At 67.0% G+C, this 24,087-nt stretch carries 23 protein-coding genes and 1 pseudogene; 13 read left to right on the top strand and 11 right to left on the bottom strand.

Translation table 11 applies throughout. The features are described 5' to 3' along the window. The first annotated feature begins 11 nt into the window (after positions 1 to 11). The 5 genes from ACZYZ7_RS07295 to ACZYZ7_RS07275 all read left to right on the top strand — a co-directional run bounded on the left by ACZYZ7_RS07295 (position 12) and on the right by ACZYZ7_RS07275 (position 3,633). Entirely contained in the window at positions 12 to 293 is a 282-nt protein-coding gene (locus ACZYZ7_RS07295) for a BMC domain-containing protein (RefSeq protein ID WP_044514625.1), read from the top strand. Between the two features lie 2 nt (positions 294 to 295). Continuing rightward, positions 296 to 958 carry a microcompartment protein gene (locus ACZYZ7_RS07290; protein WP_135451540.1) on the top strand — a complete coding sequence of 221 codons (663 nt, stop codon included), beginning with the start codon at positions 296 to 298 and terminating at the stop codon, positions 956 to 958. A 63-nt stretch (positions 959 to 1,021) separates the two neighbouring features. Further along, positions 1,022 to 2,017 (top strand): phosphotransferase enzyme family protein, encoded by a 996-nt coding sequence (locus ACZYZ7_RS07285; protein WP_450069723.1) that lies wholly within the window; start codon positions 1,022 to 1,024, stop codon positions 2,015 to 2,017. Positions 2,018 to 2,036: 19 nt separating this feature from the next. After that, positions 2,037 to 2,816 carry a 3-oxoacyl-ACP reductase FabG gene (gene fabG / locus ACZYZ7_RS07280; RefSeq protein WP_135451538.1) on the top strand — a complete coding sequence of 260 codons (780 nt, stop codon included), beginning with the start codon at positions 2,037 to 2,039 and terminating at the stop codon, positions 2,814 to 2,816. A gap of 49 nt (positions 2,817 to 2,865) precedes the next feature. Further along, positions 2,866 to 3,633: a GntR family transcriptional regulator gene (locus ACZYZ7_RS07275; protein WP_135451537.1), complete on the top strand. Its 768-nt coding sequence runs from the start codon at positions 2,866 to 2,868 to the stop codon at positions 3,631 to 3,633. A gap of 18 nt (positions 3,634 to 3,651) precedes the next feature. On the opposite strand, the gene ACZYZ7_RS07270 is transcribed toward ACZYZ7_RS07275, so the two are convergent. Next, positions 3,652 to 4,008 (bottom strand): hypothetical protein, encoded by a 357-nt coding sequence (locus ACZYZ7_RS07270; RefSeq protein WP_463740572.1) that lies wholly within the window; start codon positions 4,006 to 4,008, stop codon positions 3,652 to 3,654. A gap of 970 nt (positions 4,009 to 4,978) precedes the next feature. Between ACZYZ7_RS07270 and ACZYZ7_RS07265 the strand changes: the two genes are divergently transcribed. After that, complete coding sequence (locus ACZYZ7_RS07265) at positions 4,979 to 5,425, top strand: DoxX family protein (RefSeq protein WP_135451535.1); 447 nt, start codon at positions 4,979 to 4,981, stop codon at positions 5,423 to 5,425. Positions 5,426 to 5,487: 62 nt separating this feature from the next. On the opposite strand, the gene ACZYZ7_RS07260 is transcribed toward ACZYZ7_RS07265, so the two are convergent. Continuing rightward, complete coding sequence (locus ACZYZ7_RS07260; protein ID WP_463740571.1) at positions 5,488 to 5,652, bottom strand: hypothetical protein; 165 nt, start codon at positions 5,650 to 5,652, stop codon at positions 5,488 to 5,490. Positions 5,653 to 5,686: 34 nt separating this feature from the next. Between ACZYZ7_RS07260 and ACZYZ7_RS07255 the strand changes: the two genes are divergently transcribed. After that, positions 5,687 to 6,418 (top strand): Crp/Fnr family transcriptional regulator, encoded by a 732-nt coding sequence (locus ACZYZ7_RS07255; RefSeq protein WP_135459720.1) that lies wholly within the window; start codon positions 5,687 to 5,689, stop codon positions 6,416 to 6,418. 8 nt (positions 6,419 to 6,426) lie between these two features. On the opposite strand, the gene ACZYZ7_RS07250 is transcribed toward ACZYZ7_RS07255, so the two are convergent. After that, positions 6,427 to 6,969: a MarR family winged helix-turn-helix transcriptional regulator gene (locus ACZYZ7_RS07250; protein WP_286174547.1), complete on the bottom strand. Its 543-nt coding sequence runs from the start codon at positions 6,967 to 6,969 to the stop codon at positions 6,427 to 6,429. An 80-nt stretch (positions 6,970 to 7,049) separates the two neighbouring features. Here ACZYZ7_RS07250 and ACZYZ7_RS07245 point away from each other — a divergent pair, with 80 nt between their 5' ends. After that, complete coding sequence (locus tag ACZYZ7_RS07245; RefSeq protein ID WP_450069727.1) at positions 7,050 to 7,775, top strand: SDR family NAD(P)-dependent oxidoreductase; 726 nt, start codon at positions 7,050 to 7,052, stop codon at positions 7,773 to 7,775. Positions 7,776 to 7,810: 35 nt separating this feature from the next. Here ACZYZ7_RS07245 and ACZYZ7_RS07240 read toward each other — a convergent pair whose 3' ends face one another. From ACZYZ7_RS07240 to ACZYZ7_RS07220, 5 genes are all read right to left on the bottom strand, one after another. After that, complete coding sequence (locus ACZYZ7_RS07240) at positions 7,811 to 8,959, bottom strand: MFS transporter (protein ID WP_450069728.1); 1,149 nt, start codon at positions 8,957 to 8,959, stop codon at positions 7,811 to 7,813. Continuing rightward, the gene (locus ACZYZ7_RS07235; protein ID WP_450069729.1) at positions 8,956 to 10,233 is read right to left on the bottom strand and encodes an amidohydrolase family protein; all 1,278 of its coding nucleotides are present in this window, start codon (positions 10,231 to 10,233) and stop codon (positions 8,956 to 8,958) included. Before ACZYZ7_RS07235 ends, ACZYZ7_RS07240 begins: the two co-directional genes overlap by 4 nt. Beyond that, positions 10,227 to 11,339, bottom strand: a complete 1,113-nt coding sequence (locus ACZYZ7_RS07230; RefSeq protein WP_450069730.1) for a CoA transferase — start codon at positions 11,337 to 11,339, stop codon at positions 10,227 to 10,229. The genes ACZYZ7_RS07235 and ACZYZ7_RS07230 overlap by 7 nt, the downstream gene beginning before the upstream one ends. Next, complete coding sequence (locus ACZYZ7_RS07225) at positions 11,339 to 12,244, bottom strand: hotdog family protein (RefSeq protein ID WP_450069765.1); 906 nt, start codon at positions 12,242 to 12,244, stop codon at positions 11,339 to 11,341. The genes ACZYZ7_RS07230 and ACZYZ7_RS07225 overlap by 1 nt, the downstream gene beginning before the upstream one ends. A gap of 115 nt (positions 12,245 to 12,359) precedes the next feature. Further along, positions 12,360 to 12,926, bottom strand: a complete 567-nt coding sequence (locus ACZYZ7_RS07220; RefSeq protein WP_135451530.1) for a TetR/AcrR family transcriptional regulator — start codon at positions 12,924 to 12,926, stop codon at positions 12,360 to 12,362. 135 nt (positions 12,927 to 13,061) lie between these two features. Here ACZYZ7_RS07220 and ACZYZ7_RS07215 point away from each other — a divergent pair, with 135 nt between their 5' ends. Together ACZYZ7_RS07215 and ACZYZ7_RS07210 are read left to right on the top strand one after the other, a co-directional pair. Continuing rightward, on the top strand, positions 13,062 to 14,315 hold the full coding sequence (locus ACZYZ7_RS07215; RefSeq protein ID WP_450069731.1) for an NADH:flavin oxidoreductase/NADH oxidase family protein: 1,254 nt from the start codon (positions 13,062 to 13,064) through the stop codon (positions 14,313 to 14,315). Then, the gene (locus ACZYZ7_RS07210) at positions 14,312 to 14,740 is read left to right on the top strand and encodes a nitroreductase/quinone reductase family protein (RefSeq protein WP_450069732.1); all 429 of its coding nucleotides are present in this window, start codon (positions 14,312 to 14,314) and stop codon (positions 14,738 to 14,740) included. The genes ACZYZ7_RS07215 and ACZYZ7_RS07210 overlap by 4 nt, the downstream gene beginning before the upstream one ends. Before the next feature lie 5 nt (positions 14,741 to 14,745). Here the strand turns inward: ACZYZ7_RS07210 and ACZYZ7_RS07205 are convergent, their stop codons facing one another. Further along, a complete protein-coding gene (locus ACZYZ7_RS07205) occupies positions 14,746 to 15,639 on the bottom strand; it encodes an enoyl-CoA hydratase/isomerase family protein (RefSeq protein ID WP_450069766.1) in 894 nt (297 codons plus the stop codon). 5 nt (positions 15,640 to 15,644) lie between these two features. Continuing rightward, entirely contained in the window at positions 15,645 to 17,165 is a 1,521-nt protein-coding gene (fadD4, locus tag ACZYZ7_RS07200; protein ID WP_135451526.1) for a fatty-acid--CoA ligase FadD4, read from the bottom strand. Positions 17,166 to 17,390: 225 nt separating this feature from the next. Between fadD4 and ACZYZ7_RS07195 the strand changes: the two genes are divergently transcribed. Beyond that, complete coding sequence (locus tag ACZYZ7_RS07195) at positions 17,391 to 20,042, top strand: ATP-binding protein (RefSeq protein WP_450069733.1); 2,652 nt, start codon at positions 17,391 to 17,393, stop codon at positions 20,040 to 20,042. A gap of 8 nt (positions 20,043 to 20,050) precedes the next feature. On the opposite strand, the gene ACZYZ7_RS07190 is transcribed toward ACZYZ7_RS07195, so the two are convergent. Further along, positions 20,051 to 20,617 (bottom strand): TetR/AcrR family transcriptional regulator, encoded by a 567-nt coding sequence (locus tag ACZYZ7_RS07190; protein ID WP_450069734.1) that lies wholly within the window; start codon positions 20,615 to 20,617, stop codon positions 20,051 to 20,053. Positions 20,618 to 20,702: 85 nt separating this feature from the next. On the opposite strand from ACZYZ7_RS07190, the gene ACZYZ7_RS07185 reads away from it, so the two are divergent. Further along, positions 20,703 to 23,747: an MMPL family transporter gene (locus ACZYZ7_RS07185; RefSeq protein ID WP_450069735.1), complete on the top strand. Its 3,045-nt coding sequence runs from the start codon at positions 20,703 to 20,705 to the stop codon at positions 23,745 to 23,747. 81 nt (positions 23,748 to 23,828) lie between these two features. After that, positions 23,829 to 24,087 (top strand): annotated as a pseudogene (locus tag ACZYZ7_RS07180) (IS30 family transposase); the annotation flags it as partial.

The following is a 24,087-nucleotide window of genomic DNA, read 5'->3' as shown; positions in this document are numbered from 1 at the left end:
GAGAAACACCTATGTCCAGCAACGCAATCGGACTGATCGAGACCAAGGGCTACGTGGCTGCGCTGGCCGCTGCCGACGCCATGGTCAAGGCCGCCAACGTCACCATCACCGATCGCCAGCAGGTCGGCGACGGTCTGGTCGCCGTGATCGTCACCGGCGAGGTGGGCGCCGTCAAGGCCGCCACCGAGGCCGGCGCCGAGACCGCGTCCCAGGTGGGCGAACTGGTGAGCGTGCACGTCATCCCGCGTCCGCACAACGAGCTCGGCGCGCACTTCGCGGTCGCCAGCAAGTAGCCATGCCGACCGAAGCAGAGGAGAGCACGCGGATTCGCACCCAGATCCGCGTCTACCTGTTGGTGGAGGATCTGCAGCGCCAGTTCGCCGCCTACCTCGGAACGCCGACCAGGGCCCGGGGTTACCCCCCATACGAGGGTGAGCACGCGCTGATCGTCGAGGTGTCCCCCGCCTTGGCGATCGAGCGGGTGATCGACCTGGCCCTACGTGAGGTCCCCGGCATCCAGCCCGGAATCCTCTACGTGGAACGCCAATTCGGTGTTCTCGAGATCCACTCGGCCAACCTGGAAGATGTGCGGCGGGCCGGCGAGGCGATCCTGGCCGGCACCGGCAACAAGGCATCAGACCAGCTGCGGCCGCGGGTGCTCTACCACGACATCATCGAGAACATCACCGATCAGCACGCAGTGATCCTGAACCGCAATCGGCAGGCATCGATGATCCTGCCGGGGCAGTCTCTGCTGGTGTACGAGATGACCCCGGCGCTGTTCGCCGCGGTCGCGGCCAATGAGGCAGAGCGGGCAGCACCTGGGCTTACTGTGGTTGACGTGCAGATGATCGGCGCCGCTGGGAGGCTGTACATCGGTGGCAGCACCGCTGATGTGACCGTGGCGCGGGACCGGATCACGGCGGTGCTCGATGGTATTGAAGGACGGGATCACTGATGAGCGCCTGCGCGAAGAAAAGATTGCACTGATGAGCGCTCGTGCGAAGAGGAGAAGGCGCTGATGGTTATCACCGACGAGATCGATGTCGCCCAACTGGCGTTACGCCAGTACGACATCGGGGCGGACGCGACGTTGCGGTTGCTGAACCTGTCCGAGAATGCCACCTATCTCGTCGAGGACGCCGGCACCCAGTCCATCCTGCGGGTGCACCGGCAGAACTACCACCAGCCCCACGAGATCGAGTCAGAACTGGACTGGCTGGCAGCACTGCGGGCCGACAGCGATGTCACGGTCCCGTCAGTGCTGCCCACCCGGGACGGACGTCGCCTGGTAACCGTCAACGCCGACGGAACCGACCGCCACGCCGTGCATTTCGGCATGGTCGCCGGGGCCGAACCCGACGAGGGCACGCTGACCCTCGACGATTTCCATACGCTGGGCCGGATCACCGCTGCACTGCACGACCATTCGCAGCGGTGGGAGCGTCCGGCCGGGTTCGGCCGGTTCTCATGGGACTGGGAGCACAGCTTGGGCGCGGCTCCCCGTTGGGGGCGCTGGCACGATGCCGAAGGCGTCGGCACGGCCGAGCAGCAGGTGCTGGAGCGCGCCCAGGCGCTGCTGCACGATCGGCTGCACGCCTACGGCACCGGCCCCGATGTCTACGGCCTGATCCACGCTGACCTGCGGCTGGCCAATCTGCTGGTGGACCCCGATCCGGCGGGAACTGCCAAGATCACCGTCATCGACTTCGATGACTGCGGATTCGGTTGGTATTTCTATGATTTCGGCACCGCGGTGTCGTTCATCGAAGATGATCCGGCACTGCCGGAATGGCAGGACGCCTGGGTGCGCGGCTACCGCACGCGACGCGACCTGCCCACCTCGGACGAGGACATGCTGGCGTCGTTCGTGCTGCTGCGCAGGCTGCTTCTGCTGGCCTGGATGGGCAGCCACAGCCACTCCAGGGAATCGGCCACCAAGGCCATCAGTTACGCCGCGGGTAGCTGTGAACTCGCCGAGCGCTACCTGCGCTCCAACGGCCTCACCCTGACCTGACTCTCAAAGGAACCCAACAATGTTCGCATCGCTTCAGGGCCGCTCGGCCATCGTCACCGGCGGCAGCAAGGGCATCGGCCGCGGCATCGCCCAGACCTTCGCCAACGCCGGCGTGGACGTCCTCATCACCGGGCGCAACCAGGCTGACCTCGACGAGGCCGTCGCCGCGCTCACCGACGCCCCTGGGCGGGTCAGCGCCCTTCGCGCGGATGTGACCAGCCCCGAAGACGCTCGGCAGGTTGTCAGCGCGGCCGTCGAGCGGCACGGCGGGCTGGACATCGTCTGCGCCAATGCCGGCATCTTCCCGTCCGGGCGCCTGGAGGATCTCACCCCCGACGACATCGACCAGGTCCTTGCGGTGAACTTCAAGGGCACCGTGTACATCGTGCAGGCCGCACTCGCGGCGCTGACCGCCAGTGGCCACGGACGCGTCGTCATCACGTCGTCGATCACGGGCCCGATCACCGGCTACCCCGGCTGGTCGCACTACGGCGCGTCCAAGGCCGCCCAGCTGGGCTTCCTGCGCACCGCCGCGATGGAGCTGGCCCCGAAGAAGATCACCATCAACGCCGTGCTGCCCGGCAACATCATCACCGAGGGCCTTGTCGAAATGGGCCAGGACTACATGGACCAAATGGCCTCGGCGGTGCCTGCCGGCCGACTCGGATCGGTCGCTGACATCGGTAACGCGGCGCTGTTCTTCGCCACGGACGAAGCCGCGTACGTCACCGGACAGTCGCTGGTCGTCGACGGCGGACAGATTCTTCCCGAATCTCACATGGCGATCGCTGAACTCTAGTTCAACCTGGATAGAATTGGCTGGACCAATACACGGGCAGGGGGCCGGGGTGGCAGTTCACAGCGAGGAGTTGCGCAGGCGAATCGTCGGCGATATCAACGCGGGCACCCCGGGCGCCAAGCTCGGCAGTGAGCGCGACCTGGCCGAACGCTACGGCACCAGCCGCTCCAGCCTGCGCCAGGTGCTGGCCGCGCTGGAGGAAGCCGGGCTGGTGCACCGGGTGATCGGCCGGGCCGGTGGCATCTTCATCAGCCACGGGCAGGTCGAGCGCCACCTCTCCGACGTGGTCGGCGTACCTGCCTTCCTGGCCAATCAGGGGTACGTCGCCGGCACGCGGGTGCTCTCGACGCGCATCACCACCCCCGACGACGCCACCAAGACCGCCCTGCGGCTGGGCCCCGGCGACTACGTCATCGAGATCCAACGCGTCCGACTGGCCGACGGCTCCCCCATCTCGCTCGAACACGCACAGTTTCCCGCTGACGCCTTTCCCGGTCTGCTCGACCAGCAGCTGGGCGGCTCGCTCTACGAAATCCTGGAATCCCGATACGGTTTGGTCACCGGCCGGGCCGACGAGCGCATCGAAGCGGTCAGCGCCACCAGTAGTGAAGCCACCCTGCTGGGCATCAAGCCCAAGGCGGCCCTGCTGCTGATCACCCGCGTCACCTATGACCAGAACGGTTCCCCGTGCGAGTTCTCCCGCGACCTGTTCCGGGGGGACCGCACGGCACTGGCCGTGACGGCGAAGGGCAGCGGCATCGCCACCCACGCCGACGCCAACACCGCCTCGGTCACGCTGCAGCGTCAAGCCGGCTGACCCGGGCAGCCGCGTCGGTCACGCCTTTGACGAAGTCGCCCATCTAACCGATGGCCTGCCACACACCGCATGCGTACCGGCCTGCCGTTGCGTCGCCAATTCCGAGTCTGCGAACAGTAATTCGTCTGCACCGACTTTGATCATCACCGGTGGCATGCTGGAGAGGTCCGCGGTGGTCGGATCGATCAGCGCGTCAACGCGGCATTGACTTCGACGCATGCGCCGGGCGAACGCCGACAACGCCGCCCCGGCGAACATCGACACCGAGTGATGTTGCGATGACACAGTTTTCGCACCGGAAGCGGGGGCCATATTGCGGGCCAACGACTTCAGCGCGCTCCCGAAGGCCAGGTATCCCCCGGACATGTCGATCATTTCCTGTTCTCACACAACGAACACCCGCCCGAGCGCGTACCGAAACGGTGGCCGCCACCGACGAACGCGCGTCCGCCACCCACACGATCGAACCGTTGCCCCCGGCGTGCGGCACGATCCGCCGACTGTTCGCCAGGCCATTGGCGCGCACCGCAAAGTCGGCGGCGTCGTTCCCATGCGCCTGAAACCAATCGCGCCACAGAACGCGCAGCACCGTTGCGCGTACCCCGGTCGCGTACTGGGGCATTGACGTCGACGCGTGACCACAGAAGCGACGGTTGAACCGAGCGAGTCACTTGATCGTTTAGTAGGACAGCAGCGCGGCTAACGCGAACATGCCGGGCCGGCCGATGAGCGAAGGAACAGGCGCGCGCCAGGTTTGTCAGCTTGATGTCAATCCAGCGGTGAATTTGGGCGCGGGGCGACAACGATGATTCTTGGACGAACATGCTCACTGGGTGAATGGTTTGTCCGTGCAGGACGGAAGGCACGAAGATGAGGAAGGTTGCTTTCACGACGATTGCAGCCGCCGGTCTGGTCGCTGCGACTTTCGGGCTGGCTTCGCCGGCCGCAGCGGCACCGTCCGGCGTCGGAACAGCGCAGGACACGATAGATTCACTGCGGGCACAGGGCTATGCGGTCATCGTTCACAAGGTCGGTGACGCTCCGCTGAGCCAATGCACGGTCGGTACGGCAAAGCCCGGCCACACGTACTCCAGGACGGACAGCGGAGCTCCCGGCGCCAAAAACGACTTGGCCACAACAGTCGTGGCGAAGACGATCGATATTTACCTCAGTTGCTGAGAACCCCGCTCGACGACGTTCTGATCAAGCGTCTGACATAACGATCTGGTGGCGTCCGCCGACGAGGAAGGTCGTCCTCGGAACCTCGACTCCCTCGAAGTACCTTCCCCCGATGGGCTGCTCGCCTACGCGCTGATCGTCCTGAGAAGGAAGAAAGGCGGCCCTCATGATCCAGAACCTGCAAACCCGCCTGAATGCCTACTCACCTGCCGTCCTGAGTGTGTTCCGCATCGTGTTCGGACTGATGTTCACCCTCAACGGAACCGTGAAGTTGTTCGGATGGCCAGTCGGCCCTTCGGTGGCGGTCGGCGACTTCCCGTTCTGGTGGGCCGGGCTGAACGAGCTGGTCACCGGCCTGCTCATCGTGGTCGGGTTGTTTATCCCTATCGCCGCGCTGATCGCTTCCGGTGAGATGGCCGTCGCCTACTTCTGGCTGCATCAGCCCAACGCGCTGTGGCCGATCGACCCACAGAATGGCGGCGAGTTCGCGATCCTGTACTGCTTCGGATTCCTGCTTTTGGTGTTCACCGGACCGGGCGCCTTCGCGCTGGATGCCATCCGCGGCCGCGCACGCCGACAACCCCGCACCGATGTCAGGTCAGTTCAGCCCTGAGTGCCAACTTCGCCACACCGTCCACGGTCTCGGCCGTCGCGTCGTGGGCGGAGAGTGAACATTCACTGACCCTTGAGCCCCCGGCGCAGATCGGCGTTGATGCGCGGGTCGTTGCACATGGCGCAGAACGCCACCACCCTTCGGCGTCGAGAAGGCAGCGCTGCGACGGTTGTGCCGGTGGCACCATTGTCGGCACGATGACATTCGTCCGTGTGGATTGTCAGCATGATGACACCCTCGAAGGAGGACCGAAGGGGAAAGATGCCCGACAACCACGGATCGATCCGACACGCGATACAGACGCTCGCCGGCGGCGAGAGCCCACCCGACCTGCCCATCCGCTACGCCGCCTGGGTCGCCCGATGCGTGGGCCGAGGCCCAGCGGCGCCGCTGCTCCGCGAGGATGTCGCTGCCCTGGCAGGAACCCTTGTGGCCAAGCAGTTCGCCTCCGGTGCGGTGTTGTTCGCCGCCGGACAAGAACCCACCGGAGTCTGGATCGTGCGTCAAGGCCAGATCGAACTGGCCGTCGGTTCCGGCCGCCGCCGGGTCGTCGTCGACGTGATGCGCCCCGGCGACGTAGACGGCGATATCGCCCTGCTGCTCGATATGCCGATCGCCTACACCGCGCGCGCCATCGGTGACTGCACGTGCCTGTATCTGGACCGCCCCACGTTCGATCGGTTGCTGACCAGCCACCCCAACATCGCCCGCCGCTGGCTGTCTTCGGTCGCCCAGCGGGTGTCGGCCGGGCAGAGCCGATTGGTTGCGATGCTCGGTCGCCCCCTCCCAGCCCAGGTTGCCCAGATACTGCTCGACGAAGCCATCGACGGCTCGGTCCCGCTCACTCAACGCACCCTTGCCGCCATGCTCGGCGTACAGCGTCCGTCGCTGAACAAGATCCTCAAAGACTTCGAACGGCACGGTCTGATCGCCACCCGCTACGGCGGAATAGACCTTGCCGATATCGACGGCCTCAGAGCCAAAGCCACCTGATCAGCACGTCAGCTGCTGTCGCCGACCTGACCGATCTTCTGCTTGTCGAGCTTGAGGTCGAGACCGTCGAGCAGCTGGCGCAGCAGGCGTGCGAGCTGTTGCTGCTCACCCACATCAAGATGGGCGACGAGTTCGGCTTCGCGCCCAAGCACCCGATCGACGAGCTCTTCGACAAGCGCATGGCCGGCCGCGGTGAGTTCCACATCGACCTTGCGGGACCCGTCGCCGCGCGTGGTGCGGACGACCAGACCGTCGCGTTCAGCCCGGCCGACGCGCTGGGAAATCGCTCCGGCCGTGATCATCGTGGCGTCCGCGAGCTCCCGTGTCGTGAGCCGGTACGGTGCGCCGGCGCGGCGCAATACCGACAGCAGGTCGAGAACGGCGGTGTCCGCCCCGGCGGCGGCCAGCGTACGTCGCCGGTCCTCGCCGAGGAGTTTGGCGGCATGCCAGATGCGCGTGACGATGCCGATCGACCCGACTTCGGTCCCTGGACGTTCCTGGGCCCATGCCAATGCGATCGCATCGACGGAATCATCCGGATCAAGCGACATCATCACCTCGTTTAGCTCTAAACGATCTGTTACGTTTAGGTCTAAACAAACTACCTCGCACTGTGGATCAAGGAGTGATAATGGGACGTCTCGTCGTGGTTACCGGTGGCGGGACCGGAATCGGTAAGGCCATCGCGCAACGCTTCGCCGCCCGCGGAGATTCGGTCATCATCACTGGCCGGCGCCGCGATGCGCTCGACCAGGCGGCGGCCGAATTGCCGGGAGACATCACAGTCTCGTGTTTCGACGCCACCGATCTCGATTCGGTCGAAGCGTTCGCCGCATCCCTCGACAGCATCGACGTACTGGTCAACAACGCCGGCGGCAACCGCGATTTCGACGCTGGCACCTCCGACCAGTCCCTGCGCACAGTCGCCGACACATGGCTGTCGAACTTCACGGCCAACGTGCTCTCGGCAGTCGTGATGACGACCGCGTGCCTGGACAAGTTCTCCGACGGCGGTTCGGTGGTCACCATCGGTTCGATCGCCGCCGACCAAGGCTCGGGCTCCTATGGCGCGGCGAAAGCGGCGGTCGCCTCATGGAACGTCGACCTGTCGCGCCAGCTGGGATCATGCGGTGTCACCGCCAACGTGGTGTCGCCCGGCTACATCGGAGACACCGAGTTCTTCCGCGACAAGCTCTCGGGGCAACGCCGGGCCGAGCTGATCGCGGCCACCGCGACCGGACGGGCAGGCACACCAGGAGATATTGCGGACACCGTGGCGTTCCTCGCCTCACCTGGAGCGCGCCACATCACCGGCCAGGTGATCGCGGTCAACGGCGGAGCTCGAACCACCCGGTGAACCGGCAGGCCGTTGCCCGGGCCATACGTAGCGCGTCAAGTAGCGGCGCCCGGTTCTGATCCATACCTATCTTGGCGGGGGAACACCCAGATCAGCCCGACGCCCACACACGCGGCCGTCATCAGGGCGAACGCCGTCGGGAACGAGAACGAGGTGGCCAGCGCCCCGACCGCCAGGGACCCCAGACCGGTGCCCGCGTCGAATCCGACATTCCAGGCCACACTGACCGCGCCGCGGGCATGCTCACCCGTCGCGGCGAAGGCCTGCACCAGGGTGAGATTCTGGAGCGCGCCGTAGGCAGTACCGAGCAGGCCACAGCCGAGAATCACCAACGACCCGCCGATACCGATACCCAAGGCGATCACCGCCAGACCGACCGCGCCGACACCCAGCATCGGGGCGATGAATCCGGCCGCGCCATGGCGGTCGGCAATCCCTCCTACCAGCCACCGGGCCAACGCCGCCATGCCGGTCATGGCCAACAACGCCCCGAGCGCAGTTGTCGCACCACCCAATTGGGGAGCGAAGGTGAGAATCGCACCGCCGGCCGCTGTGATCACCACGAGCGCAGCGATCGGACCGACCAGCCCGCCGATGCCGTCGAGCCGGTCCGAACGCGGTTCGTCTACCAACGTCGGTGCCGGGCGGGTGAACGCCAGCGGCACCGCCAGCAGGGGGACAGCGGCCAGCGCGAACACCAGTTGGTACCCGACGTTCTCGGCCAGCCACGGTGCCAGCGGGGTCAACACGAACTGCGGTGCCGCGATGGACAGCCCGTACGCGCCGATCGCACGGCCGCGGCGTTCCTGGGGGATCAGCGCGGCGATACCCCTGATGCTGCAGACCGTGAGGATGCCGAAGCCCAATCCCCGCAACGCCGCCAGAAGCAGTACCTGCCACAGCGAACCGGTCAGCGAGTGCAGCACAGCGGGTATCCCCAGCAGTACGAGCCCGAGTGCCTGCGCGACGGCCCAACCGGCCCTCCGCAACAGCCGCCCGACCAACAGTTGGGCGATGACGGTGAACAGCATCAGCACGCTGTTGACCGCACCGGCCCCCAGGTTGTCGGCGCCGATGTGCACCGCCCACATCGGGGCGACCGGCAGCAGCAAGGAGAACCCGGCGAAACCCAATCCGGCGCATGCCAACAACGCGGGCATGCCCGGTACCCGCCATACACTCACCGTTCGAACACCACCAAACCCCCGACGATGGTGGCGGCCACCAGATCCGCGTCGAGCGCGTCGACCACCCGCTGCGGGGAATCGGTCAGCAGGCACAGGTCACCTGGCTCGCCGGGTGCGATACGCCGTGGCCTGGCCGGGTTTTCCGCGCTGCCCAGAAACAGCGCCAGTGCACGCCGGCCCGATATCCGCTCGCGCGGGTTGAGCACCACCCCATGCGGGGTGCGACGGTGCACCGCCGCACGCATCGCGGCCCACGGGTCAGCGGCGCCGAACGGTGCGTCGGTGGACAACGCGATCGGCACGCCCGCAGCCACCAGCGTTGCCAGCCGCCAGAGCTGATCCTGGTCGGCGGCAGGCACATCCGTGCGGTACTGGTCGCCGCGCTCGGCCACGAAGTTGGGCTGGGTCACCACGGTGATCCCGAGCGCGACGAGCTCATCGATGCAGTCCTGCGGCACCATCGCAGCGTGCTCGATACGGTCGGCGGGATGGCTGCCCGCGGCGCCCAGCGCGGCGATCGTGACGACGAGTTGGGCTGCGGTCACACAGTGCACGGCCACCGGCTCACCGGCCCGGTGCCGCTGCGAGATCCAGGCCGTCAACGCATCCAGGTCGAGCCCGTCATCGTGCAGGATGCGCTTGCCCGGCGCGAGGTAGTGCACACGTTGGCACAGGCCGGTAGGCCGATCACCGGGCTGCAGGTCAGGCGTGGCATCGGTGACACCGGTGACACCATAGCGGGCCAGCCGGGCGCTGAACTGCGCGACCGCCGCCGGCCTCCGTTCCAGGGCCTCCGACCACGTCGGGTCCGCGCTGCGCAGCCGCCCGTCGGGATGATCATCCCGACCCAGCGCAGCCAGCCCTGGCGAATTCACCGTCCACAACACGCCGCTGCGGTGTTGCACGCGCACCGGGACATCGGGGATCAACCGGTCCAGAGCGTGCCGGTCCAGCGGACCGGCCACCGTTTCGTGGTAACCGACAGCGCGGATCCAGCCGTCACTGCCCGCGACCGCGGCCCTCAACGCTCTGGTCAGCGCGGCCTCGTCGGCCACCTCGGCGGGGCCGACCCGAACCGAATCCTGCTCGGCCGCAGCCGAGTACACGTGCAGGTGGTGATCGTGCAGTCCGGGAATCACAGTGCCGAACGCGGCGTCGCGTACCTGTTCACCGGGCTCGGGCGGCAGTGATTCCGCGACGGCTTCGATGGTGTCACCGACCCGGATGTCGACCACCGTCCCGTCGAGCAGCGTCGCACGACGAATCAGCATGGAGCATCGGTCCGTTCGGCCACCAACCGGCGAACCACTTCGTTGTCGGCTCCGAGTTCCCGCCCGGGCAGACCCGCGGCGGGCCGCAGCGGGATCACGTCGGTCTCATCGCCGTTGCAGGAGCGGTATCCGGCGGCCACGGCCGCCATCGAGAATTCGATCAGCTCGCCGCCGCCGCGTTCCCGCGAGGACGCCACGGCAGCCGCGGCGTGGAGTCCGGTGAGCGGGTCGGCGATGGCGTCACCACTGAAGACCGGTGCGCCCTCGCGGTATCCGACCAGGCCACCCGACACTGCGGCGTCGTCGCCGAACGCCACCCAGCCGGCCTTCGCCCCCGCGGTGCCGTGCCCGGTGATGCGCAGCCAGATCCGGCCGGGCCGGGCTGCGGTGATGTCGGGCCCCAGCCCGCGCCGGCTCAATGCGGCCGGCCGCGAGGCCTCGATGACCACATCGGCCACGTGGACAAGCGCAGCCAGCTCTCGCGGATCATCGAAATCTACTGCGTACGAGAGCTTTCCACGATTCATCCAATCGAAGAACTCCGGCACCCCGGCACGGGTCCCGTCCGGACGGCTCCGGCTCTCCACCTTGACCACGGTGGCCCCGGCACGGGCCAGCAGCTGTCCGCACAGAGGCCCGGCCCACATCGAGGACAGGTCGGCCACCAGCATTTCGGCCATCGGACCGGTCCGGCCAGGTCCGAGAGAGCTGACCACCGGCGACGCGGGCGCGGTTTCATCGAGCACGGCCACCGGCAGTCCGAGCAGGCGGGCGCGGTCGGCCACCTCCGCAGCGGGGTTCACCGCCGCCCAGGACCGGATCGCCTGCCACGGATCAGGTTTCACCGAATCCTGCTGCAGCAGTGCGGGAACAGCGGCTACGTCATCGGGGCGCGACAGGGTCAGCGCACACCATCCGTCGCGGGTGGCCAGCAGCCTCGTCGCACCACCCGCCGAGACCTGCCCCCGGGGTGCGATGTCCAACAGTGCGGCGCGGCCGGTCAGCAGTTCGGTGGCATCGACCGGCACGCCGGTGCGCGCCGTGAAGTCGTCGGCGACCGTCTGGGCCTGCCTCAGCAGGGCCCGCGGAATCGCCAACGGTGTCATCAGAACTGCAGCGCGCTGAACCGCCAGTCCAGCACCTGGCGGTCGTCGCCACCGTCGGGTCCGCCGGCCGCGTACACCAGCGAACGGAGTTTGAGCTCCCCGGCCTCGGCCGATTCCACGTGCAGCTCGCTGAACAGCGTGTCACCCTCGTGCACCGGGCCGGTGTGATCGCAGGATTCCCAACCCAACACGGTGACCAGGTTCGGCAGCAACCGGTTGGCCTGAGCCAAGGCCAGCCCGATGGTGTGCCCGCCGTACACCAGACGTTTTCCCCCGGCGCGCCAATCATGATGGGTGGCAGCGATGTTCAGTGTCAGCCGAGCCAGTTCCGGAGCGCTGCTGACCACGTCGGCGGTACTGTGCAGCACCGTACCGGCCAGCGCCGGGGCGAAATGCGCTCCGGGCACCCGGGTCCGGAAAGCGTCCGCATCCCAGCCGGCGGTGGGGTTCGGTGCGGTGGCGCCGGCTCCGATCGCCGACAGATCGTCGGCATGCCCGGTGTCGATGTCGTCGCTGGACAGCGGCAGCATCGCGCAACGGTAGAAATCGAGTACCTTGCGGTCCTTCTGATCGACGGTCGTCATCCGCAGGGCTGCCAGGCCGGTGGCCGCCCGTCCGGGCTTGGCCGAATTCTGTTTGAGGCCAACCACTTCGGTGCGGGTATAGAGGGTGTCCCCGATCACCGGGCAGCGGTGGAACGCCAGGCCCCGGTAGAACAGGTTCGCCTTCACCCGTTGCGTCACCAAGGTGCTCTGCCCGATCGCCACATCGCAGACCAACGCGGGGTGCGCCAGCGGACCAGGCTCCCCGATCACCGCGGTGGCGAGCTCGGCGTCCAGCGCCAACCGCAGCCGGTCACCGAGGATCGCCTGATGCGTGGCAGCCGCACCGGCGGTCAGCGTCATCGACGGCGCGGTGCCGAATACCTGACCAACCGCCAGGTCATCGAAATACGGGCCACCAGTCACAACTGGCACTGTAGACCAGCCACCAGAATCCGTTGCGAGCTAAAGCAGTAGATCAGGCGCCTGGCAGGTACAGCCTGGTGAGTTCGACGAGATGCCGGCCGACATCGTCGAGGGCATCAGTCTTCTGAGCCGCAATCGCCATGATGATGGCACCCTCGATAGCTGCGATCGACATGTTCGCCAGGGAACGAGCCGCATCCGCGTCCGCACCGGCCCGGACCAACCGCTCGGCCAGTATCGCCTGCCAGTCCTGGATAGTTTCGGCAGCCACCTCTGCGGCCCTGGGTGCCTCACAGCGACCGAGGACAGCCGCGACGATCGGGCAGCCGGCCTGCAACTCTGTCTCCGCCAGTTGCAGTTTCCACTGGTCGATGAATGCCCGCACCGCTTCGGCAGGGTCGCGTCCGTCGTCAGTCGCGCGGATCAACGTCGTCAGCGTCTGCCCGGCAACCCGGGTCGCCTCCGCGACGAGTTCCTCCTTGCCGCCCGGGAAGTTCAGGTAAATGGTCCGCCGGGAGACGCCGCTGTCCTCAAGCAGTGCACTGACGCCGGTTCCAGCGACACCTCTGCGCCGCAACAACCCGGTCACACTCGTGATCAAGGTGTCTCGTGCTGACATCGCGCTCGTCGCCTCCGTAGTCTTCAGCACCCCCACCACGTACTAGACCAATCAGTCTACCCACACGTTGCACTAGACCGATCGGTGTACTACCGTCGCGAAGGCATCCCCCGGCGCCATTTCGAGGAGACGGCCATGCCAGACATTCACAACCCGTTGCCGCTTGCCAGTGGCCAGGTCCTGCGCAACCGGCTGATGAAGTCGGCGCTCAGCGAAGGCCTGGGCGATGCCCATCATGGGCCGGACCATCGGCTGATCGAGCTGTACCGGCGCTGGGGAACGGGCGGGTACGGGCTCGTGATCACCGGGAACGTGATGGTCGACCACGATCATCTGGGCGAGCCGGGCAACGTCGTCATCGAAGACGACCGCCACCTCGACGGACTGTCCCGATGGGCCAAGGCCACCAAGGACGGCGGCGGGCTCATCTGGATGCAGGTGAACCACCCTGGAAGACAAGCCAATCCGCTGGCCACCCGGTCTCAGCCGGTCGCGCCGTCACCAATCCGGATGAACGTGCCCGGGTGGCAGGCGCCGCGCGCCCTCACCGACGACGAGATCGAGGCCACCGTCGACAGGTACGCGCGGACGGCGGCGATCGCCGATGCAGCCGGCTTCGATGGAGTCCAGATACACGGCGCGCACGGGTATCTCGTCGCCCAGTTCCTGTCACCACGGACCAATCAGCGAACCGACCGCTGGGGCGGCGATGCGGAGCGCCGGATGCGCTTCGCACTCGAGGTGGTGCGGCGGACGCGCGCGGCCGTCAGCCCCGGCTTTGCCGTTGCCATCAAACTCAACTCCGCCGACTTCCAGCGCGGCGGTTTCACCGAGGAAGAGTCGCGCGCCGTCATCGCCGCGCTGAGCGCCGAAGATATCGACTTGATCGAAATCAGCGGTGGCACATACGAATCCCCCGCGATGGAAGGCAGGCCCGTGGTGCAGTCGGCCTCCACGAAGGCGCGTGAGGCGTACTTCATCGAGTACGCACTGGCCGCCCGGGAGGTCTCCGGAGCCGTGCCGCTGGCCGTGACCGGTGGTTTCCGCACCCAGGCAGCGATGAGCGAGGCCGTCCGGTCGGGAGCCACCGACGTGGTCGGGCTGGGCAGGCCCACGACCGTCAACCCAGCGGCCGCCGACAGCCTCCTGGAGGCACGCCAGGCGCGCCTCCGAGTTCCGGACATCTCGCCTCGGCTGCCCGCGCGGCTCGCGAACACCGCCCGCGCCAAGACCTTTCTCAGCGCGCTGGAACTGCAGTGGCATGCCACCCAGTTGCACCGGCTGGGCGCGGGCCGCGAACCGGACCCGACGATCGGCCCGTTGACCACCGCACTGCGGCTGCTGAAGGGCAACGGGCTCGACGCCTTCCGCGCAAGGAGGAACTCATGACCGGCACTCAACCCGACAAGACCCTGAGCAAGTTCCGCAGGGAGCGGGCGCTCGGGCGCTATCTACTGAACCCCACCATCACCGTGTTGGGGAAGCTGGGCGTGCGCACCGCCCTGGCCTCCGAATTGGAGACCACCGGGCGAAAGACCGGCCAGTTGCGGAGGGTGCCCGTCTCCGCCCAGTTCGACGCCACGGGTGCCTGGGTGATCTGCCAGCACGGAACCCGATCGGGCTGGGGCAGCAATATCGCCGCGAACCCGAACGTCCGTCTGCGGCAAGGGAACCGATGGCGTACCGGGATCGCACAGTTCCGGCCCGACGACGACGTCGTCACGCGGGGTCGCAAGTTCGGGTCGATCGGTGCGCGCGTCGTCAAGGCCTTGGAGACCAATCCGGTCTCGGTGCGCATCGACTTCAGCGACTGACGCTCTCACCGATCCACGGGCACACTGACCACCTCATCTACCAGGCCCCAGGCCAGCGCCGTGGCCGCGTCGACGGTGCGCCCGGACAGCACGAGATACGCCGTGCGCCACCGGCCGATGCGACGCGTGATGCTCACCGTGCCGCCCGCCCCGGGAATCAACCCCAGCGCCAGCTCCGGCAGGCCGATCGTGGCATCCGGATCGCAGCTGACCCACCCGCAGTAGCAGGCCATCTCCAGGCCGCTGCCCAGCACCTGGCCGTGCACCTCGGCGCGGCAGCGTCGCCCCAGCCTTTGGGTGATGTCATCGAGCACCAGGGCCGGGCTGTGCCTGGTACGGGCCAGATGCGCGCTGGCCGGGTCGGCGAACGAGCCGAACTCGGCCAGATCGCCGCCGCTGCAGAATGATCGGCCATTGCCGCCGAGCACCACTTCGTCCACGGATGGATCCAGCCGGGCCACCTCGAGGGCCTCCAGAAGTGCGCCGCGGGCGTCGGTCGAGAACGCGTTGTGCCGCCGGGGCCGGTTGAACCGGACGTGCAGGGTGTTCCCCTCACGATGAGCCTGCACCGGTTCGGGCAGCTGCGGCGCGGTGGCCGGTCCCCGTTCGGCCAGCCACCGGCCGAACTCCGGTCCCGACTGCAACGTCGAATACGCCAGCGACTCGGTGATCACCCCGGCCCGGGTCGGCCCGGCCGGGTCGAGGGACCGCAACACATCGTCACAGACCGCGGCCGCCTGCGGCCACGTCCGACACCGTTCGGTGAGTTCGTCCAGAGCCTGCTCGACCGAGTCCACGGTGACCACCCGCCGGTCGTCACAGGGGCGTTCGGTCAGCGTGAACGTCGCGGCATCGGTCGGGGTGTCGACCCCGACACGGATGCCGGCGGGCAGCTCCAGGACGGTCACGAGTACTTGTTTATCAGCCCCTGCTTGTAGAGCTTGCCGGTATCGGTGCGGGGCAACTCGGCCTCGAACGAGATCGTCCGCGGGCATTTGTAGTGCGTCAGACGCTCGCGCAGCCAGGAGAGGAGCTCCTCGGCGAATTCCGGGGTGGCGTCGGCCGGGTCCACGGTCTGCACCACACCCTTGACGCTCTGTCCCATCTCGTCGTCCGGGATGCCGAACACCGCGGCATCCATCACCTTCGGGTGGACGACGAGCATGTTCTCGGCTTCCTGCGGGTAGATGTTCACCCCGCCCGAGATGATCATGTGGTGGCGCCGGTCGGTGAGGTACAGGTAGCCGTCCTCGTCGACATACCCGATGTCCCCCACCGTCTTCCAACCGTGCGAGTCACGCGAGGAGGCGGTCTTCTCGGCGTCGTTGAGGTACTCGAAATCGGCCCCGCCCTCGAAGTAGATCTCGCCGGCCTGACCTGGTGGGACTTCGTTGCCGTCCTCATCGAGGATGTGGACGAGACCGTTCATCGGCTTGCCGACCGAACCCGGGTGGGTCAACCAGTCCTCGGCGAAGATCACCGTGGCACCGATGGCCTCCGAGGACGCGTAGTACTCGTCGACGATCGGCCCCCACCAGTCGATCATCTGCTTCTTGATCTCGACCGGACACGGGGCGGCGGCGTGCATCACGCGTCGCAGGCTGGACATATCGTACGAATTCCGCACGTCCTCAGGGAGTTTCAGCATCCGGGTGAACATCACCGGAACGAACTGGCCCTGGGTGACGCCGTACTTCTGGATCGCGTCGAGCGCGCCTTCGGCGTCGAACCTCTCCAGCACCACCGTGGTGACGCCGGCAGCGTGGGTCTGCATGGACCACACCGAGGGCGCGGTGTGATACAGCGGCGCGGGGCTCAGATACACCGAATCCGGCTGCATCCAGAAGCTCACCAACGCCGACATCATGCCGGGGGTCTCCGACGGCGGCACGTGCGGCAGATCCCGCTTGATGCCCTTGGGCCGGCCCGTCGTGCCCGACGAGTACTGCAGCAGATCCCCGTCCAGCTCGTCATCGATCGGGGTGGCAGGCAGGTCGGCGACAGCTTCCGGGTAACGCTGCCAGCCGTCGAGCTCGCCGTCGGCGATCAGCAGGGTGTCCGGCAGGCCGTTGGGGAGCTCCGCCTCTAGACCGCTCAGGATGTCCTTGAGCACCGCGGAGCCGACGATGGCCTTGGCTCCGCTGTTGTCGATGATGTACGCCGCCTCGGCCGCGGTCAGATGCGTATTGATCGGCACGTAGTACAGGCCGCTGCGGCGCGCGGCCCACATCACGGCGTGGATGTGCTCGTTGTTCTCCATGAGGATCGCGACCACGTCGCCCTCTTCCAGCCCGTGCCGGCGGAAGTAATGGGCCAGGCGATTCGCGCGAGCTTCGAGCTCACCGAACGTGACGACGGTGCCCGACGGATGGAGGATGATCGCCGGCTTCTCGGGGTTGGCCTCGGCATGCTCGCGGATCTGCATGAGGGCACTGTAACCGGCGCCACTTGACAGGTGTCAAGACGGGCGCGGTTACACCCTCCGAAATCGCCGTGAACAGGTGATTGACTACAGAAACACCGAGGCCACCCGCACCACCAATCCCGAGTCCAGCCGCGCCCGCCGGACCTACGATGTCCAAACGCCCAGCGGATCGAGCGTGGGGAGCGCCGATGCGATTCATCGAAGCGCGCTGAGAACGGCGTCGACATGCCAGCAGGCATCGCCACCTTTCTGTTCACCGACATCGAAGGTTCCACCCGACGGTGGGAAGCTGACGCTGACGGCATGCGAGCCGCCCTGGCGGTGCATGACGAGGTGCTGCGCCGCGCGATAGCCGAGCAGGCCGGCACACTTTTCAAGCACACGGGCGACGGCGTCTGTGCGGCGTTCGCCTCGCCGTCCGCCGCCGTCGAAGCGGCGGTGAGCGCACAGCGGGAGTTGGGGCTGCCGGTACGGATGGGCCTGGCCACCGGGGAAGCCGAACACCGCGACGACGACTATTTCGGCGCCGTCCTCAACCGGGCGTCCCGAATCATGGCGTCCGGGCACGGCGGACAGATCCTGCTCGACGGGGTGACGGCGGGCCTGTTGAGCGGCGTCGACCTGATTTCGTTGGGGTCGAGACGGTTACGCGACATCGCCAAACCCGTTGACCTCTACCAGGTCCACGCCGCGGGCCTGCGCACCGAATTCCCGCCGCTGAACACCACCACTTCCGGACCGGGGAATCTGCGGGCTCCGACCACGAGCCTCATCGGACGCGAGGCTGATCTGACCGAGTTGGACACGGTGCTGAAATCCCATCGCCTGGTGACGTTGACCGGTGTCGGCGGGGTCGGCAAGACCCGGCTGGCACTGGAGGTCGCCTCCCGCTCGCTCGACGCATTTCCGGACGGCGCGTTCGTGATCGAACTGGCCGCGGTCGGTGATCCGACCGCGGTCCCGGACTCGGTCGCGGCCATTCTCGGAATCACCCAGCAAGCCGGGTTGACCGTCACCGAGAGCATTGCCGCGGCCCTCCAAGGACGCTCCCGCATCCTGGTTTTCGACAACTGCGAACACGTCCTGAACGCGGCCGCCGATCTGATCGAGTCGATCCTCGCCCAGTCGTCGGCGGTCACGGTCCTTGCCACCAGCCGCGAAGGGCTGAGGCTCAAAGACGAGCAGCTGTGGCCGGTGGCATCGCTGGACATCCGCGACGGCCCGGGTTCCGCGGCCGCGGCACTGTTCATCGATCGAGCTCAGGCGGTCTCGCCCCGCGCCTCATTCGCCTCGCCGGTCGACTCCGCCGCGGTAGTGGAAATCTGCCGTCGCCTGGACGGAATTCCACTGGCGATCGAACTCGCGGCGTCACGCATGGTGTCGATGACGGCTTCCGAGATCCGCGATCGGCTGGACGACCGTTTCCGGCTGCTCGTGGGCTCGCGTCGGGGGCTGGAACGGCACCAGACGCTGAGCCACGCCGTGCAATGGTCCTACGACCTGCTCGACCGCGATGAAAAGTCCGTATTGACAAGGCTTTCGGTGTTCAACGGGGGATTCAACCTGGCTGCGGCGTGCGCCGTCGCCGGCTCCGACGACGAACTGGGGACGCTGGATCTGCTCGACGCCCTCGTCCGGAAGTCGCTCCTGGTGGCAGACCCCACAACATCGCACACTCGCTTCTCGATGCTGGAGACCATCCGTCAATTCGCGGAGGAGCAGCTCGTCGGCTCGGGCGATTCGGAAGCGGTACGCACAGCACACGCACACTACTTCGCGGGCCTGCAGTCCGAAGTGCTCGCGTTGTGGGACAGCCCGAGGCAACGCGAGGCCTACGAATGGTTCTCAACCGAATTGCCCAACCTGCGGACAGCGTTTCGATGGGGCGCCGACAACGGCGATCTCGACGCGGCTGCCGCAGTCGCGGTGAATGCCATCTACATCGGATACTTCCTCGAACAGTGGGAACCCCTGGCCTGGGTCGAGGAGATCCTCCCGGCGGCCCAAACAGCACACCATCCGAGACTGGCTCAGCTCTTCGTGGGCGCCACCAACTGTGCTGCGTTGGGACGCGTCGACGACTTCAACGAGTACGCCGAAGCCAGCCGGGCGGCGATCGGCAGCGGAGAATTCGACGATGTCGGCGACGAGTTCTCGTGCGTGGTGGCCGCCGGATACAACACGACGGGCCGGCCCGACCGGGCAATCGAGTGGTGCCGGGCAACGATCGCTCGGCTACCCCAGCGCCACACCGCCAACCAGACCGTCCTGGCGGTGACATTGGCTGTCTGCGGAGCCACGGCGGAAGCGATGAACGAGTCGGCACGGCTGCCCACCGACGCCGAGAGCCTCGCCAACCCCGCCCTGGCCGGTGCCGCGCTGCTCGGGTACGGCTGGGCCCGCCGGGAGACTGAGCCCGCAGTTGCCTACCAGGCCCTCCGCCGAGGGTGGCAGCTCGCCCAGGAAAGCGGCGATCGACAGCAGACATCGATCTTCGCCTGCCTGCTGGCCGGGCTCGCCGCCGACCGCGGCCAGCTGATCGATGCCTTCGACTACATCACCCAAGCCATCCGGCACTACTACGACTCCGGCACCGTCGAACTGATGCGCAACGCACTGGGACTGCTCACCGTACTGCTCGACCGGCTCGGCGGACACCAACCGGCAGCCACCATCAGCGGCTTCGCCTCGACCGCGATGGCGCGCGCGGGCTTCCCCGAGATCGACGCCGCCATCGCGGATCTGAAAGAAGTTCTCGGTGAAGACCGCTACCGGTCACTTGCGTCGGCCGGCGCAAGCATGACCACCACCGAGGTTGCCGACTACGCATTCGAACAGATCGGCCGGGCCCGGTCCGAATTGGGCACCGCGGGGTAACCCCCCAGTCAGTCCGCACCGATCCCACGCAGCAGCAACATCAGGCTGGTGCAGGCGTCGTCGAGGGGCTGCAGCGACCTCGCGCTGCGGCACTGGATGATGGCACCTTCCAGTGAGCTGACGATGAAGCTGCCGAGGGAGGCCGCGGTGGTGGCGTCAACACCCTTGGATTCGATCGACTCCGCGATCACCCGGGACCAATCAGCAAACACCGCGGCCGAGGCCTCCCGCACCACGAGCGCATCCGGACCGGCCTGCGCGGCCGCCACGATGGGACACCCCCCAGTGAAGTCACTGTCGATCAGGTTCTGCTTCCACCCGGCGACAAAGGCGCCGATGACGTCCTCGGCAGGCAAGGTCTGTGTCAGTTCTTGGATCCTGGCGGTGATGATCCGTCCGGCCTCCAGCGTGGCCTGTTCCATCAGTTCAGTTTTTCCGGCTGGAAAGTGCTGGTAGATCGACCCGCGAGCGGTGTTGCTGCGTTCCAGCAGATCGCTGAGACCCGTCGCGTGTACCCCGTACTCACGCATCAGCTCGATGGCGCTCTGAATGAGACGCTCGCGCGGGCCTGCCACCGCCGCCACCCTCTCCATTTCCGAAATAGACCAGTTGGTCCATCCTAGTCGACCACTCATAGACCGATTGGTCTACGATGCCCGAATGCACAATCTGGCGGTCTTCGGCAAACTCTCCAGGGTCTGCGCGAAGCATGCGTGGTTGATTCTCGGGGCGTGGCTGGCCCTGGCCGGCGTACTCAACCTGGCCATCCCCCAGCTGGAACGCACGGTGGCCGAGCACTCCGCGCCGTTCACTCCGGAAAGCCCGACCACCGAGACCCTGCGGCAGATGTCGCGCGACTTCGGCGTCCCCGATACCACCGCCGTCGGCAGCATCGTGGTGTCCAGCGACCGCGTCCTCAACCCGGCCGACACCGCGTACTACCGCGATCTGGTATCGCGGTTGGTGGCAGACAAGGACGACGTCGCGTATGTGCTCGACACTTACGGGACGCCGGGGCTCGAGGGAATCGGCCTGAGCCCCGACGGGAAAGCCATCCACCTGATCGTCGCCACCACCGGCGACGTCGGCTCCACCCGTGCGCACCGGTCCACCGAGAACGTCCGCGCCGCAGTCGATGCACTCCCCCGCCCATCGGGGCTCGATGTGCATTTCACCGGGGCCGCACCGACTCTGTCGGATCTGTTCTCCGCCATCGACACCTCGCTGGCCATCATCACGGTGGTCTCGGTGGTTCTGATCACGCTGCTGCTGCTCGCTGTCTACCGGTCGCTGATCACTTCGATGATTCCCCTTCTCACCGTGGGCATTTCGCTGGCGGTCGCGCGGCCGGTCATCTCCCTGCTGGGCGGCCATGATCTGCTGACCGTCTCGAACTTCACTATCGCCCTGGTGACCGCGATGGTGCTGGGAGCGGGGACCGACTACGGCATCTTCCTGCTGGCCAACTATCACGAGGGCAGACGCCGCGGGCTGGCCGTCGACGACGCGGTTGCCCGGTCCGGTGCGCACACCGCGGGTATCGTCATCGCCTCCGCGCTGACCATCGCCGGTGCCGGAATGGCCATGGTATTCACCAAGATCGGGATGTTCCGCACCGCGGGACCTCCGATCGCCCTGTCGATCGCGATAACCATGGCAGTCAGCCTGACGCTGACCCCCGCAATCATGGCGCTGTGGGGGCGGCGCGGATACGCCGAGCCCCGCCCGCTCGATGAACGACGCTGGCGCAAGCGCGGCGCCGCCATCATCCGTCGTGCACCGGCGCTCGTCGCGGCGTCCTTGGCGTTTCTCATCGCCATGAGCTCAGTGCTGTTCACCTTCGAACCGAACATCGACGAGAACGCGATGCAACTGCGCGCCACCGACAGCAAGCGCGGATACGAGGCCGTCTACCGCCATTGGGGCGTCAACGAGGCGGCTCCGGAGTTCATCACCATCCGGACCGACCACGACATGCGCAACACCAACGACCTGGCCGCCCTGGATCTGATCGCCATGTCGATCGGCAACCTTCCGCAGGTGGCCTACGTCCGGTCGATCACCCGGCCCGAGGGAAAACCGCTGCCCGAGACGGCCATCGGCTCGCAGACCGCGCAGGTCGGCGCCGGCCTGGCCGATGCCCACGACCGCATCGAGGAGGCCATCCCGCAGCTGAAGCGCCTCGCCTCCGGCGTGACCCAACTGCACGACGGATCAGCGGATGCGGCCGCCAGGCTCCCCGAACTCACCGACGGCGCCCGGTCCCTCGTCGACTTGGCGCGCAACCTGCTCGGCACGCTGGAATCCGCCGATCGGGTGGTCGGCAACCTCTCCGGCGGGTCACTGGACGTGGTGACCGCCGTGCGCAGCATCTCCAACGCCACCGATTCCCTGGATCGGGTGGTCGACGACATCGACTCCGCCCGAGAGCGATTGGCGGCTCCCACGGCCGCATTGCACGCTGTGTTCGATCCGCTCACCGGGCCGGAGCCGTCGGCCGCCTGCGCGGCGGACAGCTCATGCCTGCGCGCCAGGCAGGCCTTCGCCGACCTCAACGCGGCCACCGGCGGACGCGCCCAGCTGGCAATCGACGGATTGACCCTCGTCGCGCCCCTGGTCCCCGAAGGACCGGTGACCACGGCTCTGGACACGCTGCCCGACCTACGGGCGGCGATCAAGAAGCTGCGGGCCATGCTCGATCAACTCGGCACCCGCACCCCCGAGCAGACCCGTCAGGAACTGAGTCGGCTGTTGTCCGGGATCAATGAACTCACAACAGGTTTGGGCCGTCTGACCGCGGGCCTGGGCCAGGTCAAGACCGGTACCGACACCATGGTCACACTGACCACCGAACTCAGTGCGGGGCTGTCACGCGCCTCGGACTTCCTGCATCGGATGTCGGCCGACACCAGCACCGGCGCGGGGCGGGGCTTCTACCTGCCAGAGGAGGGCCGCACCGACCGCCGCCTCACCGCCGGTGAGCAATTGCTCATCTCCCCGGACGGTCGCAGTGCACGCATGATGGTGGTCTGGGCGGTGAATCCGTATGGCGCCGAGGCGATGGGCGCGGTACCCGACGTCATCGCCGCGGCGAACAATGCCGCGACGGGAACCGTGCTGGAACATGCCCAGATCGAATCAACCGGCCTGGCCTCGCTGTCCCAACGTCATGTCGACCAAACCTGGCGTGATTTCGCACTTTTCGGCGTCGTCGCGGTGGCGGCCGTGCTCCTGGTGCTGATCGTGATGCTGCGCAGCCTGGTGGCCCCGGTCCTGATGATCGCCGCGGTGGTGCTGTCCTTCGGAGCCGCGGCAGGGATGTCCACCCTGATCTGGCAACACCTGATCGGCATCAGCCTGGACTGGTCGGTGTTCCCCGTGTCGTTCATGGCACTGGTCGCGGTCGGCGCCGACTACAGCATGCTGTTCGCCGCCCGCATCCGCGAGGAATCCCACAGTGGAGTGATCAGCGGCATCATCCGCGGATTCGGCAGCACCGGCAGCGTGATCACCACCGCCGGAGTGGTTTTCGCGATCACCATGTTCGCGTTGACGAGTGGGACGGTGCTCAACCTGGTGCAGATCGGATCCACGATCGGCATCGGGTTGCTCCTCGACATCACGGTGGTGCGCACTTATCTGGTTCCCGCTGCGATGAGCCTGCTGGGCGAGCGCATGTGGTGGCCGGCGCGTGCAATGAGCTGATCGCGCGCGTAACGCTACGGCGGAGATACGTGCGGCAGATTCATACGGTCAATGCAATTTCCGTGACTAGGGAGGTTGCAGGTGCCGCCGGCTTATCCACGTGTGATGCGGCGAGAGTTTTTCGATCGGGTGTGCTCGGGTGAATCGCTACGCGAGGCCGGCCGTCAGGTCGGTGTGTCGATCCAAACCGGCTGGAAGTGGTGGCACGACGCTGGATCCATGCAGTTGCGAAGTGGCAATGGCTCAGATAGCGGCCTGGCCGGACCTGGCGATCGTGACCGGCCAGGCGGGCACGGCCATCGGCTCAGTTTCGACGAACGTCTGGTGATCATGCGGGGGC

This window comes from Mycobacterium sp. IDUB_17, assembly GCF_055419465.1.
This window is presented reverse-complemented; position numbering and strand designations above follow the sequence as displayed.

Coding starts and splice junctions, on each gene's coding strand:
- ACZYZ7_RS07295 (WP_044514625.1), top strand. CDS start 12: ATGTCCAGCAACGCAATCGGACTGATCGAGACCAAGGGCTACGTGGCT.
- ACZYZ7_RS07290 (WP_135451540.1), top strand. CDS start 296: ATGCCGACCGAAGCAGAGGAGAGCACGCGGATTCGCACCCAGATCCGC.
- ACZYZ7_RS07285 (WP_450069723.1), top strand. CDS start 1,022: ATGGTTATCACCGACGAGATCGATGTCGCCCAACTGGCGTTACGCCAG.
- fabG (WP_135451538.1), top strand. CDS start 2,037: ATGTTCGCATCGCTTCAGGGCCGCTCGGCCATCGTCACCGGCGGCAGC.
- ACZYZ7_RS07270 (WP_463740572.1), bottom strand. CDS start 4,008: ATGATCGACATGTCCGGGGGATACCTGGCCTTCGGGAGCGCGCTGAAG.
- ACZYZ7_RS07265 (WP_135451535.1), top strand. CDS start 4,979: ATGATCCAGAACCTGCAAACCCGCCTGAATGCCTACTCACCTGCCGTC.
- ACZYZ7_RS07260 (WP_463740571.1), bottom strand. CDS start 5,652: ATGCTGACAATCCACACGGACGAATGTCATCGTGCCGACAATGGTGCC.
- ACZYZ7_RS07255 (WP_135459720.1), top strand. CDS start 5,687: ATGCCCGACAACCACGGATCGATCCGACACGCGATACAGACGCTCGCC.
- ACZYZ7_RS07250 (WP_286174547.1), bottom strand. CDS start 6,969: ATGTCGCTTGATCCGGATGATTCCGTCGATGCGATCGCATTGGCATGG.
- ACZYZ7_RS07245 (WP_450069727.1), top strand. CDS start 7,050: ATGGGACGTCTCGTCGTGGTTACCGGTGGCGGGACCGGAATCGGTAAG.
- ACZYZ7_RS07235 (WP_450069729.1), bottom strand. CDS start 10,233: ATGCTGATTCGTCGTGCGACGCTGCTCGACGGGACGGTGGTCGACATC.
- ACZYZ7_RS07230 (WP_450069730.1), bottom strand. CDS start 11,339: ATGACACCGTTGGCGATTCCGCGGGCCCTGCTGAGGCAGGCCCAGACG.
- ACZYZ7_RS07225 (WP_450069765.1), bottom strand. CDS start 12,244: ATGACGCTGACCGCCGGTGCGGCTGCCACGCATCAGGCGATCCTCGGT.
- ACZYZ7_RS07220 (WP_135451530.1), bottom strand. CDS start 12,926: ATGTCAGCACGAGACACCTTGATCACGAGTGTGACCGGGTTGTTGCGG.
- ACZYZ7_RS07215 (WP_450069731.1), top strand. CDS start 13,062: ATGCCAGACATTCACAACCCGTTGCCGCTTGCCAGTGGCCAGGTCCTG.
- ACZYZ7_RS07210 (WP_450069732.1), top strand. CDS start 14,312: ATGACCGGCACTCAACCCGACAAGACCCTGAGCAAGTTCCGCAGGGAG.
- fadD4 (WP_135451526.1), bottom strand. CDS start 17,165: ATGCAGATCCGCGAGCATGCCGAGGCCAACCCCGAGAAGCCGGCGATC.
- ACZYZ7_RS07195 (WP_450069733.1), top strand. CDS start 17,391: ATGCCAGCAGGCATCGCCACCTTTCTGTTCACCGACATCGAAGGTTCC.
- ACZYZ7_RS07185 (WP_450069735.1), top strand. CDS start 20,703: ATGCACAATCTGGCGGTCTTCGGCAAACTCTCCAGGGTCTGCGCGAAG.